This is a genomic window from Actinomadura flavalba DSM 45200, from assembly GCF_000374305.1.
Lineage (GTDB): Bacteria > Actinomycetota > Actinomycetes > Streptosporangiales > Streptosporangiaceae > Spirillospora > Spirillospora flavalba.
Window position 1 is genome coordinate 382,331 of sequence record NZ_KB894095.1, and the last position, 18,304, is coordinate 400,634.

The window sequence follows — 18,304 nt, forward strand, 5'->3', positions numbered from 1 at the left end:
GGGTAGTGTTCGCGTAGCGATAAGGGCACGTTGCGTGATCGGGGGCGAGGGGTTTGGGCGGGTTCAAGAAGTTCCTCATGCGGGGGAACATGGTCGAACTCGCGGTGGCGGTGGTCATCGGGGCTGCGTTCGGCGCGTTGGTCACGTCGTTCGTGAACTCGTTCGTGGGGCCGCTCATCGCGCTCGTCGGTGGTCAGCCCGACTTCAGCGAGCTCGCGTTCACCGTGAGCGGGACGCGGTTCCCCTACGGCGTGTTCCTCACCGCGCTGATCTCGTTCCTGATCATCGCGGCGGTCGTGTACTTCCTCGTCGTGCTGCCGATGGGCAAGCTCGTCGAACGGCTCGCCCGGCACGACGAGGCCACCGAGCGCGAGTGCCCGCAGTGCCTCAGCGACATCCCGCTCAAGGCGGCACGCTGCAAGTACTGCACGTCAGAGATCGCGCCCGCCTGAATCCGGCAAGATCGCTCATGAACGGGCCCGGCCCGGGTAAAAAGCGTGCGGCAGTTCCCCCTACGCACGTTGGAGACCCTCGCCATGGGCGGCTTCAAGAGTTTCGTCATCCGCGGCAACCTCGTGGACCTCGCGGTGGCCGTGGTCATCGGCACCGCGTTCGCCTCGCTCGTCAAGGACTTCTCGGGGTCCTTCATCACGCCGCTCATCGCCTTGTTCGGCGGCAAGCCCGACTACACCGACCTGGCCTTCACCATCAACGGGACGACGTTCCCGTACGGCAACTTCATCACCTCGGCGCTGAGCTTCCTCATCACCGCGGCGATCGTCTACTTCCTCGTCGTCCTGCCGACCGCCAAGCTGCTGGAGCGTCTCGACCGCCGCGACCCGACCGACCAGGAATGCCCCGAGTGCCTGAGCGAGGTCCCGCTGCGCGCCCGGCGCTGCCGCTACTGCACCAGCCCGCTGCCCGAGACGAAGGCACCCGGCGTCTGACGCTCCGCGCGGCCGCCCGGGTCCACGCGCGCCCGGCGGGCGTGCAGCCGACGCCACCACGTTCCGGCTCGGCCCGCCGCCACGTCGTCCGGTCAGCGCTCTTCCTCGCCGAACTCCCAGTGCCACGGCTCGAACGGGTTGCTGTACGCCCACGCGGGATGAAACCAGCCGTAGCGGCGCGCGTTCGCCTCGACCCAGCGGAACTGCACCGACCCCGCGTTCTGCACCCCGCCGCACAGATCGACGGCCTGTCCCTTGCCGTGGTTGCTCGTGCCGGGGACGGCCGCGAACCCGGGCCGCTGCGCGTAGACGCGGTGCTGCGCCGCGAGACTCCGGTAGGAGTCGGTGACGCACATGTCCCGCCCGAAGCGCCGCTTGTACGCGGCGTTGAGCTTGTAGAAGGCGAGGGCGGCGTCCGCGCGGAGCTGCTCGCCCCGCTGCGGGAGCGCGCACAGGAACCGCTGCGGGATCAGCCCGTTGGGGAACCGCCGGGCGTCCCCGGCGAGATCCTTGTCGCAGGCGAGTTCGAGCCGCCGGTCGCGGCCGGCGTTCATCTTGTCGAGCATCGCCGTCAGCTCGCGGGTGAGCGAAGCCGACTTCGCCTTGAGCCCGTCGATGTCCTGCTGCACGCGGGTCTTGTCGACGGCGTTGCGCGACTGAAGCGTCTGCGCGGTCGACGCGAGCGTCTCACGCCGCTTCTGGAACCGGTCGGCCTGCTCGACGAGCCGCTGCTGCGTGCGCGCGATGTGGCCGACGTCCGCGCCCGACCGCAGCGCCAGCGTGGGATCGCCCCGGCCGAAGACCGTCATGGAACCCGCAGCGTCCTGCTGCTGGTAGGCCGCATTGGCGAGCCGCGCGAGCGGCCCCCGGATACGGTTCAGGTCCGCTTCAGCGGCGCCGAGATCCTTCAGCGTGGTGCGCAGCTTCTCCTCGGACTCGGCGAGCGTCTTGCGGCGCTTCTCCATCGTGCGCGTGGCCTTCTCCAGCTCGTCCCGGGCCTGCACGGCCTGACGGCGCAGCGCGTCGAGCGGGTCATCACGTTGCGCGGCCGACCCGGCCGGAGCGCCGAGGGAGGCCAGCACCAGGAAAGCGACGGTCAGTACCGCCGCCCGGGGGGTTGGCACGGGGTCTTTCCTCCTGGGGCCAAAGCAGAACAGCGCCAGGAACGCTACACCACGGCGCGCACCGTTTTATCAACGTCTTTATCAATGTCCGCGACGTCCGTCTCGCCCGCACCAGCGCCGCAGCACCGGATGGTCCTCCCACCCGGGCGGGCACCGGTCGAGACGCGGGCGCGAAGGCTGCGGCGCAGGCTTCCGTCGTGGCCTCTCCGCTGGAACCGACGAGACGGGCGGCGGCACGACCCGCCGCGGCCGCGCGACGGGAGGCGACGTCACCTTCTTCGGCGGTACGGCCTCCCCGACCGTGGGATGCACCTCGGGCGCCCGCCGAGCCTGCGCGACCGAAGCCTCAGACCGCTGCCGCCCATCGTCTGCCTCGCCCCCACGAAGCCCGACGAACAACCCGACAACGACACCGACACCGGCGACCACACCCCCGACCACCAGGAGCGCACGCCACACCAGCGACCCCCGGGCGCCCACGCCCGCCGCCGCCTCTCCCCGCTCCCGATGCCGCCCAGCCACGCCAAAAAGCGTACAGACCCCCAACCACCCCCGCCATCCCACCGAAAACCCCGAGCCAACCACCCACCCCTCTCCCCTACCCTGGAGCCACCCGTCCGCTAGGCTCACCAAGACACCAGCCTCCGTAGCTCAGGGGATAGAGCACCGCTCTCCTAAAGCGGGTGCCGCAGGTTCGAATCCTGCCGGGGGCGCACACCACCGAAACACACTCTGAGCAGCAGAAACGCCCCCGGATCATCCGGGGGCGTTCGCGTTCTCGGGGGTGGAAACCGACCCCGGATGGCACCGTGATGGCACAAGCGGCCTACGCGCGGTTCCGGCGCGGCACGAACGCCGCGATGCGCGTGGCGGCGTCCTCGGCCAGCGCCGTCGCGACGACGGCGTACACGTCCGAGGTGAACGACTCCGACGCGTGCCCCAAGATCTCCGACACGACCTTCATCGGGACGCCGGCCGCGAGCAGCATCGTCGCCGACCCGTGCCGCAGGTCGTGCAGCCGGACGGGCGGGAGCGGCGGCCCGGCCAGCGCCATCCTCACCTCGTACTCGGTGACCCGCGTCCGCTTGACGATCATCTCGACCGTCCAGCCCTTCGCGTGATGCTGGCGGATCGCGTTGTACCGGCGGACGAGGCGCGCGAAGTGCTGCGAGACCGCTTCGGGGCGCAGCGGCGTCCCGTCCTCGCGCGTGAAGAACCGGCCCGAGTCCGTCCACCCCTCGCCCCAGGCAAGACGCTCCTCGGTCTGCCGGGTGACCCAGCGGCGCCCGATGTCGGCGGTCGCGTCTTCGAACTTGATCAGCCGGTCGGAGTCCTCGGTCTTCACGTCATCGCGGACGTGCAGCTCCCGCCGCTTCAGGCCGACGTCCTGCTTGTCCAGCCCGACCAGCTCACCGCGCCGCATCCCCCAGTGCCCGGCGAAGTGCCACACCGGGTACAGACGGTCGTGCTCGGCGAAGTCGAGGAACGCGCCGTACTGCTCGTTCGTCCAGACCATCACCTTCGCGGGGATCTTCCCGGTCTTCTCCCACGCCTCGACGCGCTCGTCGGTCCACAGCAGCGGCTTGGCGCGGCCCTTGTGCCCGGCGCCGCCCTTGCTGCGGAACACGCCGTCGGCGGGGTTCTCGTCGAGGATCTTCGACACCTTCACCGCGTCGTTCAGGGCGGCGTTCAGGACGATGTGCGCGCGCTTGATCCGGGCTTCGGAGATCGGCCGATTGGAGTACCGGGCGCCCTCCAGCGAGGCGCGCGCCTCGGCCAGGCGCCGCAGCATCTCGGTGGGCCGCTGGCGCTCGGCGGGCCGGTTGAGCTGCCGCATGGCCGCGTACAGGTCGCGGATCTGGTCCTGCCCGAGCTGGCCGACGAGCTTGAGGTGCCCGAGGCCGGGCTTCAGGTACAGGTCGATGATCTCGCGGTCGGTGCGCAGCGTGGACGGCTTGAGCCCTTCGCCGGTCTCGGCCGCGGACACGCGCCACGCGTGCCGCTTCTCCAGGTACTGCCCGAACGTGATCTTCCGGTCGTACTCGCGGCCCGTCTTCCCGGCCTGTCCGACGACCTTCCCCAGCTCGGCCTTGCACTCCTTCTCGGTGTCGAACGGCCCGATGCGCGGCTGCCGGCGCTTCCCGTCCGCGGTCTTGGGCGCCTCGTACCGGGCGTACCACTTCCCGTGGCGCCGCTTGGTGAGGTCGGGGCAGTGCTTCCCGAGCAGCTTCCCGAACTCGTCCCGGCACGAACACGCCTTATACGGCTTCATGTCGCTTCCTCGGTTGGTCGTCAGCGAGCCGGATCATCAAGGTGGATGAGAGCGTCGGGAAGTGCGGGAGGGGTCAGCCCCACGCTTCGCATCTGCTCTCGGACGTCCCGAAGCGCAGCCTCATCAGCGTTCACGGCCTGCTCGGCGAGACGCAGGTATTCCAGATCCCGGGCCTGCCAGCCGCTATCGGCAGATTCCCCACCCGCCGGGGGACCGTAGGTGCGCACGAGGTTCTCGACTCTCTGACGGTCAGTTCGCCAGGCGTCAACCATGCGCTCGTGGAAGCGGAACTTCTCGACGGGTTCCGCTCCGCTCTCCCACTCGAAGTCAACTCGGTCGGATTCCCGCAGGGGTACCTCACCGGTGAACCACCTGACCGCGCGCCATGTATCGGCCGTGCACTGCGGCAGCGCCTCGACTGTGGCGGCTAAACCGACTGGATAAACGAGGCGGATCGGCGGGACCTTCAGCGCCTCCGCGAGTACGAGCACTTCGGCCACGGTGACGGAGGGGCGTCGGCCGCTTTCAAGGTTCGCGATGACGTTCCGATGGATCGACATTCCCAGCTCAGAGCAACGCTCAGACAGTTCGCGCGCGCTCAGTCCCCGCTGTGCGCGCAAGTGCCGGACCTGATCACTGATCGTCTTGGCCACTAGAGCAGGCCAGTCGGGTTGTGTCACACAAGCAAAGTACCGACCGGCGTGACTCCTGTCGAGCACTCCTGTACGGTTGTGCTCATGCATCAAGGAGAACGGGGAACCGTTGCTCAACAGACACAGATCGCGGGAGAGTGGATCACCCGACCCGAGTTCGCCCAGTGTGCGCGGGTTTCGGTTGCGACCCTTCGCCGCTGGTCAAGGCTCGGCATTGGGCCCCGAGCACATCGCGTTGGCCCCCGGCTCGTCCGCTACCGCAAGGCGGAGGTCGATGCCTGGATGAAGGACGCGGACCGATCATGACCGCGCAGTGGACGCGCGCCGCCCTTGAAGATCTGGGACCGGTCACCGACGTCCCCACGACAGCCGACGTCCTCGACGTGGACCCCTGGACGGTCTACGAGCAGATTCGCCGCGGCACCTGGGACCTCACCCGCGTCCTCCGCCTCGGTCGCAAGATCAAGATCCCGACGCACGATCTCGTGACGCTGCTCTATCCCTCCGGACACAGCGCGGCCGGACCCTCCGCAAGCCCGGCCGCCGCCACCAATACCAACCCTCCCGCCCAGGAAGGTTCACATGCACACGAGCGTACCGGATGGCTCCGCGCCACCGAAGGCTGAACGCCGGTCCGCACGCCGCCGCTGCGCGCCTGACACCCCGCTGGCGAATGTGCCATCACGGCACCATCACACCGTGTCTCCGCTGGTCATCGACACGGAATCGCAGTACCAAAGCGGTTCCGCGACCCCGCTGATTCGCCTCGACGACCACCGGCCGCGTGAACTTCTCGCGTGGCGTGAGGCGCGCGCGCACCTTCTCGCCGCCGGGCTCTGGCCGATCGTGCCGGACGACGTCGAACGGGCGCTCCGCCGCCGGGGGTGGTGGGAATGACCTCCCCGCAGGCACCCCACCACCGCACGGACGAGGGTGAGCTACCCGAGCAAGACCGTTCGCCCGTCGCACATGCAAGCCTTTACGCACCTGCTGGCCGCCGCACGCAGTGGTGGTACGCCCTGCGCTGTCCGCACTGCGGGAACGGACACTTCGGGCGTGCGCGGTCGCGTGAGGCCGTGCGGGGCGTCCGGCGGACGGGATGTGGTCGCCGCGTGTACGTCGTCGTCGCCCGCGTCTACCCGGGGGGCGTCAAGTGACCCAGGAGCCCATGGACGTGCTGCTGTCCCGGCTGGAGCGGGTGCGACGCGTCGGTGCCGGGCACGTGGCGCTGTGCCCTGCGCACGACGACCACGACCCGTCGCTCAGCATCGACCCCGGACGGGAACAGCCATTCGTCCTGCGCTGCCGTTCCGCACAGTGCGAACCCGCCGACATCCTCGCCGCCGTCGACCTCACGTGGGCCGACGTCTGCGCGCCCCGCGACGTCCCGCGCAGCCGTCCCCGGGTCGTCGCCGAGTACGTCTATCGCAACGAGGACGGCTCGCCTGAGTACCTGGTGAAGCGCATCGAGCCGGGCAGGGACGGCAAGGCCAAGTCGTTCGTGCAGTACCGGCCGGACGGGAGCAAGGGCATCAAGGGGGTGCGGCGCCTGGTGTACCGCCTGCCCGAAGTGCTCGCCGCGGTCGACGCCGGGCGCACGGTGTTCGTGGTGGAGGGCGAGAAGGACGCCGACCGGCTCGCCGCGCTCGGTGAGGCCGCCACCTGCAACAGCGGCGGCACCGGCAACCCGTGGCCCACCTCGTTCGCCGAGTGGTTCAAGGGCGCCGAGGTGGTGATCGTGGCCGACCGCGACGAGGCCGGCCGCAAGCACGCCCGCCGCATCCGCGACGTCCTGGCGCCCGTCGCCCGCAGCGTGCGCACCGTGCAGGCGGCGATCGAGCGCGACAAGGCCGACGTGTCCGACCACCTGGCCGCCGGGCACGCGCTCGACGAGCTGGTGCCGGTCGACCTCGACCAGCAGTCCGCCGACCCCGAGTCCCGTCCCGCGCACTCTCCGCCCCTGACGGTCGAGGCTGACCCGGCCGCCCAGGGCGGCAGTGGCAGCGAGGACGGCAAGGGCCGTGGCCCGTCTCAGTCGGCGATCCTGGTGAAGCTGGCCCGCGGGCGGTTCGACATCTTCATGTCCGACGACGGCCGCCCCTACGCCGTGCGGCGGGACGGGGCGAACCTGGCTCTGCCCCTGCGCGGCAAGGCAGGACTTCGGTCTCTGCTGGCCAAGCTGTTCGGCGACGAGCAGGGCGGCGGAGTGCCGTCCCAAGCGGCACTCACGGACGCCATGACGGTGCTGGAGGGCATCGCGCAGTCGTCTGAACCACGGGTGCCGCACCTGCGCACCGCGCGGCACGGCAAGCAGATCGTGATCGACCTCGGCACGCCGGACGGGCGGTGCGTCATCGTCGGCCCGGACGGGTGGTCGCGTGAGCCACGGTCGCCGGTGCTGTTCCGCCGGTCCGGCGCGATGAAGGCGCTGCCCTCACCGGTCCGCGATGGTGACGGCCTCGCCCGCCTCGCCGCCCTGCTCAACATGGACCAGGACGCGTTCCGGCTCCTGGTCGGATGGCTCGTCGCCGCGTTCATCCCCGACCTGCCGCATCCGATCCTGACGTTCCGGGGCGAGCAGGGCACCGGCAAGTCCAAGGCCGCGCAGGCGGTCATCGGGATCATCGACCCGTCCGGCGCCCCCAAGCGCACCGCTCCCCGCGACGTGAAGTCCTGGGCCACGCAGGCGTTCAACAGCTGGGGGTTGTGCATCGACAACGTGTCCTACATCCCCGACTGGCTGAGCGATGCACTGTGCCGTGCGGTCACCGGGGACGGCATCGTCGACCGCGCCCTGTACACCGACGACGACGTCGTCGTGCTGGAGTTCCGGCGCGTCCTGGCCCTCACCACAATCGACGCCGGAGCGCTTGCTGGCGACCTCGCCGAGCGGCTCCTCACCATCGAGCTGAGCCTGATCCCCGACCACAAGCGGCGCGAGGAAGCCGAACTTGACCGCGCCTACGCCGACGCGCACGCCGCGATCCTGGCGTCCCTGTTCGACCTCCTGGCCGACGTCCTGCGCGCCCTGCCCGACGTCCACCTGACCGAGCGGCCCCGTATGGCCGACTTCGCCCGCATCCTCGCCGCCGTCGACAAGGTCAAGGGCTGGAGCACCCTCGACGCCTACACCGCCGGAGCACGCAACGCCGTCGCCGACGTCCTGGAAGGCGAGCCGTTCGCCCAAGCCGTCGTCAAGCTCGTCGACGCCGCCGGAGACAGCGGGATCACGGTCTCCGCTCAGCAGCTCCTCGACCAGGTGGACGCGCCCGACCGGCTGCCCAAGAAGTGGCCGCGCGACCCCACCCGCGCCGGCGGACAGCTCAAGCGGCTCGCTCCCGCCCTGCGCGCGATCGGCATCGCGTTCGCCGAGTCGCGCACCAAGAGGGGCCGCTTCTACTCCCTGGCCGCCACGCCCGAGCGGATCGCCGCGAACCGCGAGAGCAGCGACGGAGGTAGTCCCGAGAGAGAAGGTGCGATTCAGCGTCACCAGCGTCACCAGCACCCCCCGGCAGGCGGCGTGACCAGCGCAAACAGGGGTGACGCTAGCCCCATCGCCGTAGCGTCACCCCTCCCCGGGACGGACGGCCCGGGTGACGCTGACGCCCCGCCAGCGTCACCCACCGAGATGCGCCCCGACCTGGGAAAACGCGGAAGCGGTGACGCTGGTGACGCTGGTGACGGTAAAACGCACCTTCTCTCTCCGGCCAGCACCGGCCCGTGCGCCAAGTGCGGACAGCCCACCCACCGCTACGGCCCCGGCGGCAACGCCTGGTGCACCGACTGCCGCGCCGCGAACGCCGCACCCCTCCCGCAGTCCGGCATTCCCGGCGTCTACGGCCCCGGCGAGTGGGCCGCCGCCGGACGTCCCGGCGGCCCGGCAGGCGAAGAGGCAGCCTCATGATCGACGACCAAGCCGCCGCCGAGCTGGCCGACACCCTCGCCGCCCGCGTCGCCCAGCGTGTCCAAGCCGCTCGCGAACGAGGGGAGCAGCAGCGCGCCGACCGCGCCGCCAAGAACGCCCACCGCGCCGCCGGACTTCGTGCCCGCCACGCCCGCAAGCTCGCACGCATACAGCACAGCAGAACGCCCCCGATGACCGACATCCGCGCCGACGCACCACCGAACGGTGGACGCCTCGTCGCCGAGGAACGATCCCGACCCCATGAACGAGCTGACGCCGAGGTGACCCCATGAACGCCGGCTCCGGCCACCGTCGCTGCACCGCCCGCAACCGCGCGGGGAACCGCTGCGGACGCACCCCCGCCCCCGGCGCCCTGGTCTGTTCGCTCCACGGCGGCAAGGCCCCCCAGGTCGCCCGCAAAGCCAAGCAGCGCCACGCCGAACAGGAGATCCACGCCATGGCCGCCCAGTACTCCCCCACCGCCGAGCCCGTCGAAGACCCGTTCGCCGAACTGCTCAAGCTCGCCGGTGAGATGCGAGGGTTCAAGAGCTTCCTCGCCGACCGCGTCGCCGCGCTGCGCGCCGAGCAGTGGACCGGAGACGAGGACGGCGAGCAGAACCGCGCACTGATCAGCACCTACGAACGCGCGCTCGACCGGGCCGGGAAGGTCCTCGCCGACATCGCCCGCCTCAACATCGAGGACCGCGTTGCCACCATCCACGAACGGCAGGCGCAGGTGTTCATCGCCGCGTTCGAGCGCGTCATGTCCTCGCCCGAACTCGCGCTCACCGAGCAGCAGCTCGCGGCCGGTCGCATCGTCATGGTCCGCGAGTTCTCGACGATCGAGAACGGCACAGGCCCGGCGGCTTGACCTGCCCTGACTCCAGCCACAGGAAGGACCTCTCAACATGGACCGCCCCCGCCGCACCGGCGAAGACCTCGTCGCATGGGCCGTCGCGACCGGCCGATTCCCCCAGTTCCGCGCCACCCGCTGGCGCAACGACCTGCGCACCGGCCGCACGGCCCGTGACCTGATCGGCGCCGCCTACGCGCGGCACGCACGGCGCTGAGAGGCCATGGAGCAGACGCCCCCGCCCCCGCGCCGCCCGGTTATGGTCGCGCCGGTACAGGGCTTCTCGGCGGTGTTCTTGAGCGCGCTGCTGCGCTCCCACGGCACCGAGTATCTGCGGAGCCTTGAGCGGTCGATGCGGTTCCATCCCGCCTACCTCGCCGAGGTGCGGCAGTTGTGGGCGTCGATCGAGCAAGCCGAAGCGGAGTGGCTGGCGTGGCGCGCTTCCGTCGACGGAAGCGCGGAAGCGGTCCCAGCGGAAGGCCCGGCAGCCTCCTCCTCAGAGATCACCGTGAAGGAGGCCGCGGACATGCTGCGACTCACAACCCGGCGGGTGCGTCAGCTCCTCTCCGAGGGGCGGCTCACCGGCCGCACGGTCGGCCGTTCGTGGCTGATCGACCGGACCAGCGTCGAGCTGCACGGCGCCGCGAGGCGGGCAGCATGACGGGCCGCCCGCCCACGCGCCGCAGCCTGCGATCCGTCCCCGCACGCGCCGCAGCAGCCGACGACCTCATGCACCGGCTCGGGTTCCCGCCGGCGGCGGCGCGGGTCGACTGGCAACGCGACCCGGCCGACGCCGAGACGAACACCGAACCCAAGCGCGGAGGAGGTGGCACGCGTGAGCGTGGGTGAAATCTCAACCGTCGCGGTGAACGCTGAGATGCTGCGCGAGGCAACCGAGGGATTCCGGGCTCAACTTCCGCGGCTGGCTCAGACGATCCGGCAGAGCGACGGCGAACACCTCGACCTCGGCGCGAACACGGCGGAGATCCGAGCGGCGGCCCACGCGGTCGCGGACGCCGCCGAGAACGCCGACGCAGTGCTGCGCGACCTGAGCGCAGCACTGGCCCGACTGGCGGTCTGCGATGGCTGACAGGACCGTCACCGCGCGCCTTCGCCTGGACGTCGACGAGTACATCCGCAACACCCGACGCGCGCAGGCTGAGACCCGCCGCCTCGCCGAGGAAGCTGAACGGCTCGGACCCCGCGCAACGCGTGCCCAGCAGCAGATGCGCCAGGAGGTCGAGCGAAGCAACCGCGCCTACAACGAGCAGGGCGACACCGCCCGCCACTCGGGTGGCGAAGTCGAGCGCGCAGCCCGCCGAGCCGGAGACGCGCAGCGCGACGCCGCCGACGAGACCGAGCGGCAGGCCGACGCCAACGAGGAAGCCGCCGAATCGTCCGAACGCGCCGCCGCCGGGATGATGGAGATCGCTTCGGCTGGCGGAGCAGCGGGCGCCGCGATCGCGTCGGCCGGTGTCGCCGTCGGAGCGTTCGGGTTGGTCGCGGCCCCGTCCATCGGCAAGGTGATCACGGCCAGTCAAGATCTCGCGGCCGAATGGTCGGGGTTGTCGCGGCAGCAGCAGGTCGTCGCGCTCGGCGTGAACAACCTCGGCGACGAGTACAAGGCCCTCGCGCGCAGCTACGAGCCGCAGGCCATGTCGGCGTTCAACTCGGTGCTCGCGGTCGGTGGGGTACTACTGCCCAAGGTCGGCAAGCTCGTTGACGAGACCGGCGATGACGTCGGCCGGTTCGTGGATCGAATCGGGACGTGGGCATCCGGCCCGGAGGTGAGTTCGTTCCTCGACTGGTCGGGGCGCGCGGCACCCGCTGCGCTCGACGAGCTGGGCACGGCCGCGACCACCACCGGCAGCTTGGCGCTCCGGCTGGTGCAGGACATCGAGCCCGTCGGGATGTCGATGCTCGGCATCGTCAACGGCGGACTCGCAGCCGTGAACGCGCTCGCCCAAGTGAACCCCGCATTCGCACAGCTCGGGCTGCTGACGCTGATGCTGCGGCGCCCGCTGACCTCTGCCGCCGCCGGCGTCGGGACGATGGTCGGCCGCATGGGGCAAGGCGCCGGCGCGGCGGCTGGGATGTCGCGGTCGACGCGCGCCTTGAACCTGGCAACAAAGGCCGGGCCCGCGCTGTTCGTCGCGGCCGGTGTCGGGCTCGCGTTCTGGGCGGTCCGCGCGTCCCAGGCGTCCAGCAGCACCGAGAAACTGATCGGCGCCATGCGGATCGAGGCCCGCGCGACGGGCAACAACCTGGAAGGTCACCGCAAGTTCGCGGCGCAGCTCGACGCCAATGCGCGTGGCGCGATGGCGCGGCTGATCCACACGCAGAACAACATGTCGCAGGCCGTCCGCGACAGCCAGTTCTCGACGACCGAGCACTCGCGCGCGATCGGCGTGCTGCGCAAGGAGTACCGCGAGACCGAATCGGCCTTGAAAGATCAGCGGGAGATCATCAAGACCGTCGAGACCGGCGCCGACCTCCTCGCCCGCAAGTACGGGGTCACACAGCAGCAGGCCCTCAGCTTGGCGACCGCTGCCGGGGTGGATCTCACGAACGCGCTGGACAAGAACGGGAAGCTGACGGCCCAAGCAGCCGCGAAGATCGGCAACTACCGGATCAACGTCGAGGCCGCGAAGGACCCAACCCGCGCCGTCTCGCTCGCCCTCGACGACGCTTCGAACTCCGCGCTGTCCATGAAGGACCGGATGACGGCGCTCGCCACCGCCGCCGACAGCTACCTCACGCCCGCGCTCAACGCGTTCAACGCCACCACCCAACTCCGGCGCGGGTTCCGCGACCTCGCGGGTGAACTCGGCAAAGCCAAGGGCGACATGTCGGGGAACACCGAGTCCAGCAACGCGCTGCGCTCGGCGTTTACGCAGCAGATCACGACCGTGCAGCAGCTCCGCGACGCCATGGCAGCGAAGACGGGAAACATGGCGCAGGCCAACGCCGCCGCTTCCCAGTACATCCCGATCTTGATGGCGATGGCCGGCCGGAACCGCGATGCGCGGGATGCCGTTGAGCGCCTCGCGATCATCCTCGGGACGTCCACCGCGCAGACGCGGACGAACCGCGACGCGTTCGTGCGGCAGGCCACCGCGATGCTCGGTTCCCGCACGCAGGCGATCGCGTTGTGGACGCAGTACCAGCGGCTCACCACCGCGCAGAACACCGGCACCGCGTCCCTCGGCGGCTACATCAGCCGTGTCCGCACCTCGGCGGAGGCCGCCCGGCAGATGCAGATCCGCACCGGGCAGGGCGCCACTTCCCAGCAGGCGTACAACGCCCGTGTCCGCGACGCCCTGCCGGTCCTGTACTCCCTGGCCGGGCGGAACTCCTTCGCCCGCGCGCAGGTCGACGCGCTGGCCCGCGCCACCGGCAACGCCAGCGCACGCACCCGCACCAGCCGCACCGAGTTCCTCAACGCCGCCGCCGCGATGGGTGTCGCGCGGGGCCGCGCCGAAAACCTGTGGCGCGAATACAACAAGCTCCCGGCTGCGACCCGCAACGCCGCAGGCGGCATGCAGTCGTTCAAGGTCACGACGCTCAAGGCGCTCAAGGAGATCGGGAACTCCAACCCTCGCGTCAGCGTCAACGTCAGCGCGCGCGGCACGTTCCGCCGCTCCACCACCGCCGGGCTGAACCGCGGCGGCCCCGTCCCCTGGCTCGCCGGCGCCGCGCCCGAACGCGACAGCGTCCCGGCGATGCTGACCCCGGATGAGCACGTGTGGACCACCGCCGAGGTGCGCCGCGCGGGCGGCCACGACGCCGTGCAGCGGCTGCGTGCGGCGGCGCTGCGCGGTGAGCTGGCCGGGTATGCGACCGGCGGCGCCGTGCAGATCGGCGTCACCGGCAACCGCGCGGCAGGCGCGCAGCGGTCCCGGTGGGCGCGCGACCAGCACGTCGTGGTTTGGCGCGAGCACCGCGCGACCTATGACCAGGCGGCGGCGCTGGCGGAGGCGTGGAAGAAGCTCGCCGGGGGCGGCGGCCCGGTCGTCGCCGCAGCCCGCACCCAGCTCGGCGTCCCGTATGTGTGGGGCGGCACGAGCTGGGGCCGCGGCCTGGACTGCTCAGGGCTCACGCAGGGGGCGTGGCGGCACGGCGCCGGGAAAGAGATCACCCGCACCACCTACACCCAGTTCCCGAACTCGCGGCCCATCTCCGGTCCGCGGCCCGGCGCGCTCGGCTTCCCCCACATGGGCCACGTCGTCTTGGCCAGCCGCCCTGGCTACATCATCGAGGCGCCCCGCACCGGCCTGGACGTCCGCGAAGTCCCCGCCAGCCGCGGGTATCAGTGGCGGTGGCCCAAGGCCGCCGGATACGCCAAGGGCGGCGCCGTGCAGCGGCTCGGCGACGACTTCGTCGACGGGTACGTCACCGGCCGCGAGATCGCCCTGGCCAAGCTCGCCGGGGTCGCCGGCGACCCGGGGCCGGGCGGCATCCCGGGGTATGCGGGCGGCGGCTGGGTTCGGGGGCGTCCGGGCAAGGACCGCAACCTCATCAAGGCGACGGCGGGCGAGTTCATCGTCGCCCGGTCCCGCGCGAAGGCCGTGCCGCAGCTTGTTGAGGCGATCAACTCCGGGCGGGTCGTCGGTGAGGAGATCGTGCGGCCTCGGCTCGCGCCGGCGCCGCTGGTGCGGGGTGGGGACGGCGCGTCGCTGGCGCCCGGACGGTCGGGGGCGCCGGTGATTCATCTGTGCAATCACGGGGTGATCGCCTCGCGGATCGAGGCGGAGCACTGGCTGGCCAAGGGCTACGCCAACCTGAGATCACAAGGAAGGGTGCCCTAGATGCCGCTCAGTAACGCGGGCCGCGATGCACCGGGCAAGCCGTCGGCCCACGCATACGGCTGCGCGTAGGCGTTCGCCGTGCGGCTCTTTTTGATCTTGACGCCTACGCGGAGGGTGAGTGTCACGGATGTCACGACCACTGCGAGCAACTGTCACGGCGCCAGACGAACATCACGGCAATCGTCACGGCCACGTACCGTCACGGAGACGCCCCATGCATCCCGTCACGGACACGCGGAGTGACTGTCACGGCGGTGCTAGCAGCATCGTCACAGACTGAAAACCGCTTCTGACCTGTAACTCCCTCCCCCAGCCCCCGCCCCCGTGACAATCCTCGTGGATGCGCCCGCGCGGCTCGGCGCATGACCACGCTCCCTTGGGCTCGATCGCTTAGCGCACCCCCAGACGGCAACCAACGTGTCCCCTCCAGCATCGCCCGCGTCCCATCCAGGCAAGAGGCGCGCCCGCTCGGCGCGGGTAGGCCCAAGGCAACGGGGCCGCCTGCTGTGGGGGGACACCATGGAAGCTCCGCCAGGAGATGATCAACGATGCCCGACGTGCGGGGGAGTGCAACGGCTCTACAAGGCCGCTGAAGCCGCCGAGTACCTCGGCGTCGGCGCCCGCTGGCTCGCAGACAAGGCCGCCGCCGGAGCCATCCCCGCCACCTACGTCGGCCGCTACCTGCGGTTCTCGGCACGCCAGATCGCCGAGATTCAGCAAGCTGGTGAAGTGCGCCCGGTTTCGGAGCGTCCGCGTCGCCGCTGATCCTTGCGTCCACGACCTTGTCGCAGGTACGAGGGTGCTCGACGCCGACGCGGACCGGGCGGGACCGGGCCAGTGATCAGGTAATCCGCTCCGCGCCAGCGCCGACTCACCATCTCGTAGCGTGGTCCACAATGTCACGCCACGCAATCAGTCGGTAACCTGATCGGCGATCTGGAGCAACCGCCTCGCCTCGCGACAGCGCCCCGTCGCTCTCCTCGGAGGGCGGCGGGGCGCTTTGTCGTGTGCGCGGTCAGGCGGTGAGCGGGCGAGCGAGCAGCTCCAGCTCGGCGTCGACCAGCGCGAGCCACTGGCTCATGTTCAGCCGGGCACCGTCTTCGGCGATGTCCTGCGCGCGCAGGCACAGCCGCCCGACGATCCGCTCCAGCTTGTTCAGCTCCGGCAGGGTCAGGTAGTTCTTGGCGACCTTCCGGTGCTTGCTGTTCGGGCCGGGCTCGTCCTTGCCGTTCTCGCGTCCGGGCCAGTGGTAGATGGGACGCGCCTGCTTGATCTGGTTGGCGTCCATGCCGGTCAGGTGCCGGTAGATCTGGTTCTGCATCATCCCGAAGAAGATGCCGGTCTCCCGGTTGCTGGGCGCGTAGTCGGGCGCGTTCTCGGCCATCATGTCGCGGAAGACCTTGTAGTCGACCATCTCGCGAGCGCGGGCCAGTGCGGTCTGCCGCCTCTCCGCCTCGGTGATCTCACCGACCTCCGCCTCGCGAGCGCGGACGGCGAAGTAGATCCGCGCCCGCGCGACGGCCTCCTTGGTGTCGTCGCCGGCCATTGCGACGAGGTAGGCGCCGAGGCGGGTGAGTCGATAGTCCTGCGCCTCCCGCTGGGCGCCCGAGCCGATCGAGACCTTGTTGCGCGTCTCCGCAAAATGCTTCTGAGCTGCGTCGTTACCCTGTACGAGTAGTACGGCGTCGCTAGCCTTGCGGATGACGGTGGCGAAGTCGCGCCACTGCGCGTACTCCATGAGGGGCTGGAGGTCGCGGCCGGTCCAGTACTCCCTGCCGAAGGCGTCGGTGCGCCGGATCTGGTCGAAGGGCGAGTCCCCCCTGTCAGGGACCGCGGGCATGCTGCTATCGTCGCGCATGTTCGTCCTTTCGTGCGTCGCAGCGTTGGTGTGGAGGACGAGCCAGGCCCCGGCGACCTCCATCGCGCGGGGCCTTTTCTCGTCTGGCGAAAGATCCTGCCACCTCGCGCACAAGATCACGAACGCGCGGCGATCGTCGATAGCGGACCAATCGCCCAAAGCGGTCACTTGCGCGGTCGCGTGCATCATGCAGGCAACTCGCCTACCTGCTCGAACTCGCGTTCGACTACCTAGTGTGATCGAATCGTCGCGATAAGAATTTCATTGCGGTTCAGTGATAACCGGCGTGTCGCGCCCTCGTCTCTGCGACACAAACCGCCCACCCCTACCCTGACCTGCATGCCCGCCTCACCCCCGCCCGACCGCATCATCACCGCCCGCCTCCACGGCGCCGTCTCCCGCCACGCCGCCTAGACCGCCCCCACCGGCGAAGCGCGCGGTGCGGCCGTCGCCGAGCTGCGCGCCATCGCCACCATCACGCCCCCCACCTCGCACGGCTCCCTCCACCCACCCGCACCCGTCCTTCGCCGGGACAAGCTCGGCCAGGTCGCCAGCATCTGCTTCGGCGCAGCGTCCGGACAGGGCTCGGAGGAGCAGCGGCGCGCCGAGATTCAGGCGGCGCTGCTCCGCAAGGCCAGCGCGGACGAGGACGTGCTGGGAGCGCGCATCCCGATCGGAGCGGCGCGGGCCGCGTCCGCCGCGCCGCCGCTCATCGGGGCCAGCGCATGGCCCCGATGACAACGCCCCCGTCCTTCCGAAGAAGGGCGGGGGCGCTTCGCGGTCGGAGGGTCCTTGGCTACTCAGTCTCCACACGCATCACCTGGGATGCCGCCCGGCTCTCGTACACCGAGAGGGCACGGAGGCCGCCCAGTGCGAAGTAGCGAGTCCAAATGCGCCAGATTTCCTGCCAGTCATCGCACTGTGCGTCCAGCTCACGGATCGGGAGGCCGACCGCCTTGGCCTCAGTCGCACCCACGACAGCCGAATGCATCCTCGGATCGTGCACGAGCTGATGGGTTACCCGCTTGGCGAGAGCCGCCGCCTCTTCCTGGGTGCGTTCCGGGTTCGCGCTTACCGCCTGGAGGGCGATGTCGTCGGTCCGGCCGAGCGCCGACTGGGCGAACTGGAAGGTGCTGGCGTCGATGGCTCCGCTGCCCAGCAGCATGGCGTGGATTTGATCGGTGTTGGGCCGGGTTTCGACGTCGCTCAGTGCGCTGTTGACAGCGGTGATGATCTCCTTGGCGCTCACGAAGCCCCGGTCGGGGAGGAAGATCTGCGGGTCGATCGGGCCGAGGTCCGAACTCGGACCCATGATGATTTCGTGCGCGCCTAGGGCCAGGATCGTTGCTGCGCTCTTGGCGATGTCGGGGATGACGACACAGAGGCGCCTACAGCTGGCCTGTGCGAGCCGCGCGAGCCGGACGGCGACCTCGCCGTCTCCACCCGGCGAGCACAGCAGCAGGTGCAGGTCCTGCTTCGGGTTGGCGTCGTGGAGAAGTTCGGCGAAGTAGGTGACGCTGTCTGCGTGGATGACGTCGATCATGACGATGAGGCGGCAGTTGTGGCGCCGCTCGTACTCGTCGATGAGGTGGCGCCGAAGGTAGCGAGCCTCGTGCTGGGCGCCGAAGAGTGGGGTGAAGTCCTTGGTCACCGATCGGTCCGACCGCGGCCCGGGTACATGCGGTCGCGGCTCGCTGTCGACGATCCGCTCCTCTTCGCTGTCTGCCTCCCCAGCTTCCACGCCTCCCTGACTGAGCGTTGCCGTTCCTCCCACTCTGGGTCCGGCTGGAACGTCGCCTTCCCCTTTCGCTTCCTCTTCATCGCTACTCCCCGGGGCGATCTTGTTTGTTGTCATCAACATAACCTCTGTGTGTGACACCCTTCT

Annotated in this window: 18 protein-coding genes and 1 tRNA gene; 14 read left to right on the forward strand and 5 right to left on the reverse strand. The window is 70.2% G+C overall.

Annotated elements, in window-relative coordinates; translation table 11 throughout:
• Positions 1-53: 53 nt before the first annotated feature.
• A complete protein-coding gene (gene mscL / locus C229_RS0115015) occupies positions 54-452 on the forward strand; it encodes a large conductance mechanosensitive channel protein MscL (RefSeq protein WP_018655900.1) in 399 nt (132 codons plus the stop codon).
• Positions 453-536: 84 nt separating this feature from the next.
• Positions 537-947 (forward strand): large conductance mechanosensitive channel protein MscL, encoded by a 411-nt coding sequence (mscL, locus tag C229_RS0115020; protein ID WP_018655901.1) that lies wholly within the window; start codon positions 537-539, stop codon positions 945-947.
• Between the two features lie 92 nt (positions 948-1,039).
• Here mscL (C229_RS0115020) and C229_RS0115025 read toward each other — a convergent pair whose 3' ends face one another.
• Positions 1,040-2,071 (reverse strand): D-alanyl-D-alanine carboxypeptidase family protein, encoded by a 1,032-nt coding sequence (locus C229_RS0115025; RefSeq protein ID WP_018655902.1) that lies wholly within the window; start codon positions 2,069-2,071, stop codon positions 1,040-1,042.
• A gap of 640 nt (positions 2,072-2,711) precedes the next feature.
• On the opposite strand from C229_RS0115025, the gene C229_RS0115030 reads away from it, so the two are divergent.
• Positions 2,712-2,784, forward strand: a tRNA-Arg gene (locus tag C229_RS0115030).
• A 113-nt stretch (positions 2,785-2,897) separates the two neighbouring features.
• Here C229_RS0115030 and C229_RS0115035 read toward each other — a convergent pair.
• Together C229_RS0115035 and C229_RS0115040 are read right to left on the reverse strand one after the other, a co-directional pair.
• Positions 2,898-4,343 carry a site-specific integrase gene (locus C229_RS0115035; protein WP_018655903.1) on the reverse strand — a complete coding sequence of 482 codons (1,446 nt, stop codon included), beginning with the start codon at positions 4,341-4,343 and terminating at the stop codon, positions 2,898-2,900.
• A 20-nt stretch (positions 4,344-4,363) separates the two neighbouring features.
• Positions 4,364-4,996 carry a helix-turn-helix transcriptional regulator gene (locus tag C229_RS0115040; protein WP_169513841.1) on the reverse strand — a complete coding sequence of 211 codons (633 nt, stop codon included), beginning with the start codon at positions 4,994-4,996 and terminating at the stop codon, positions 4,364-4,366.
• An 84-nt stretch (positions 4,997-5,080) separates the two neighbouring features.
• On the opposite strand from C229_RS0115040, the gene C229_RS33645 reads away from it, so the two are divergent.
• The 11 genes from C229_RS33645 (at position 5,081) to C229_RS30700 (ending at position 15,326) form a co-directional block, all read left to right on the forward strand.
• A complete protein-coding gene (locus C229_RS33645; RefSeq protein ID WP_081639907.1) occupies positions 5,081-5,302 on the forward strand; it encodes a helix-turn-helix transcriptional regulator in 222 nt (73 codons plus the stop codon).
• Complete coding sequence (locus C229_RS34285; protein WP_018655905.1) at positions 5,299-5,622, forward strand: hypothetical protein; 324 nt, start codon at positions 5,299-5,301, stop codon at positions 5,620-5,622. Before C229_RS33645 ends, C229_RS34285 begins: the two co-directional genes overlap by 4 nt.
• A 73-nt stretch (positions 5,623-5,695) precedes the next feature.
• The gene (locus C229_RS0115055) at positions 5,696-5,893 is read left to right on the forward strand and encodes a hypothetical protein (protein WP_018655906.1); all 198 of its coding nucleotides are present in this window, start codon (positions 5,696-5,698) and stop codon (positions 5,891-5,893) included.
• A 256-nt stretch (positions 5,894-6,149) separates the two neighbouring features.
• A complete protein-coding gene (locus C229_RS35000) occupies positions 6,150-8,900 on the forward strand; it encodes a hypothetical protein (RefSeq protein ID WP_205624488.1) in 2,751 nt (916 codons plus the stop codon).
• Positions 8,897-9,193, forward strand: coding sequence for a hypothetical protein (locus tag C229_RS34295; protein ID WP_155884843.1), 297 nt, complete (start codon positions 8,897-8,899; stop codon positions 9,191-9,193). The genes C229_RS35000 and C229_RS34295 overlap by 4 nt, the downstream gene beginning before the upstream one ends.
• Positions 9,190-9,771: a hypothetical protein gene (locus C229_RS32925; RefSeq protein WP_018655908.1), complete on the forward strand. Its 582-nt coding sequence runs from the start codon at positions 9,190-9,192 to the stop codon at positions 9,769-9,771. Before C229_RS34295 ends, C229_RS32925 begins: the two co-directional genes overlap by 4 nt.
• 37 nt (positions 9,772-9,808) lie before the next feature.
• A complete protein-coding gene (locus C229_RS34300; RefSeq protein ID WP_018655909.1) occupies positions 9,809-9,970 on the forward strand; it encodes a hypothetical protein in 162 nt (53 codons plus the stop codon).
• Between the two features lie 6 nt (positions 9,971-9,976).
• Entirely contained in the window at positions 9,977-10,414 is a 438-nt protein-coding gene (locus C229_RS30690; RefSeq protein WP_081639883.1) for a helix-turn-helix domain-containing protein, read from the forward strand.
• Between the two features lie 174 nt (positions 10,415-10,588).
• Positions 10,589-10,843 (forward strand): hypothetical protein, encoded by a 255-nt coding sequence (locus C229_RS0115080; protein WP_018655912.1) that lies wholly within the window; start codon positions 10,589-10,591, stop codon positions 10,841-10,843.
• Entirely contained in the window at positions 10,836-14,561 is a 3,726-nt protein-coding gene (locus tag C229_RS32930) for a C40 family peptidase (RefSeq protein ID WP_018655914.1), read from the forward strand. The genes C229_RS0115080 and C229_RS32930 overlap by 8 nt, the downstream gene beginning before the upstream one ends.
• Before the next feature lie 567 nt (positions 14,562-15,128).
• Complete coding sequence (locus tag C229_RS30700; RefSeq protein ID WP_018655917.1) at positions 15,129-15,326, forward strand: helix-turn-helix domain-containing protein; 198 nt, start codon at positions 15,129-15,131, stop codon at positions 15,324-15,326.
• Positions 15,327-15,576: 250 nt separating this feature from the next.
• Here C229_RS30700 and rhuM read toward each other — a convergent pair whose 3' ends face one another.
• Together rhuM and C229_RS34685 are read right to left on the reverse strand one after the other, a co-directional pair.
• Entirely contained in the window at positions 15,577-16,401 is an 825-nt protein-coding gene (rhuM, locus tag C229_RS32935; RefSeq protein ID WP_169513842.1) for a RhuM family protein, read from the reverse strand.
• Positions 16,402-17,215: 814 nt separating this feature from the next.
• Positions 17,216-18,070, reverse strand: a complete 855-nt coding sequence (locus C229_RS34685; RefSeq protein ID WP_026313817.1) for an SDH family Clp fold serine proteinase — start codon at positions 18,068-18,070, stop codon at positions 17,216-17,218.
• Between the last annotated feature and the right edge of the window lie 234 nt (positions 18,071-18,304).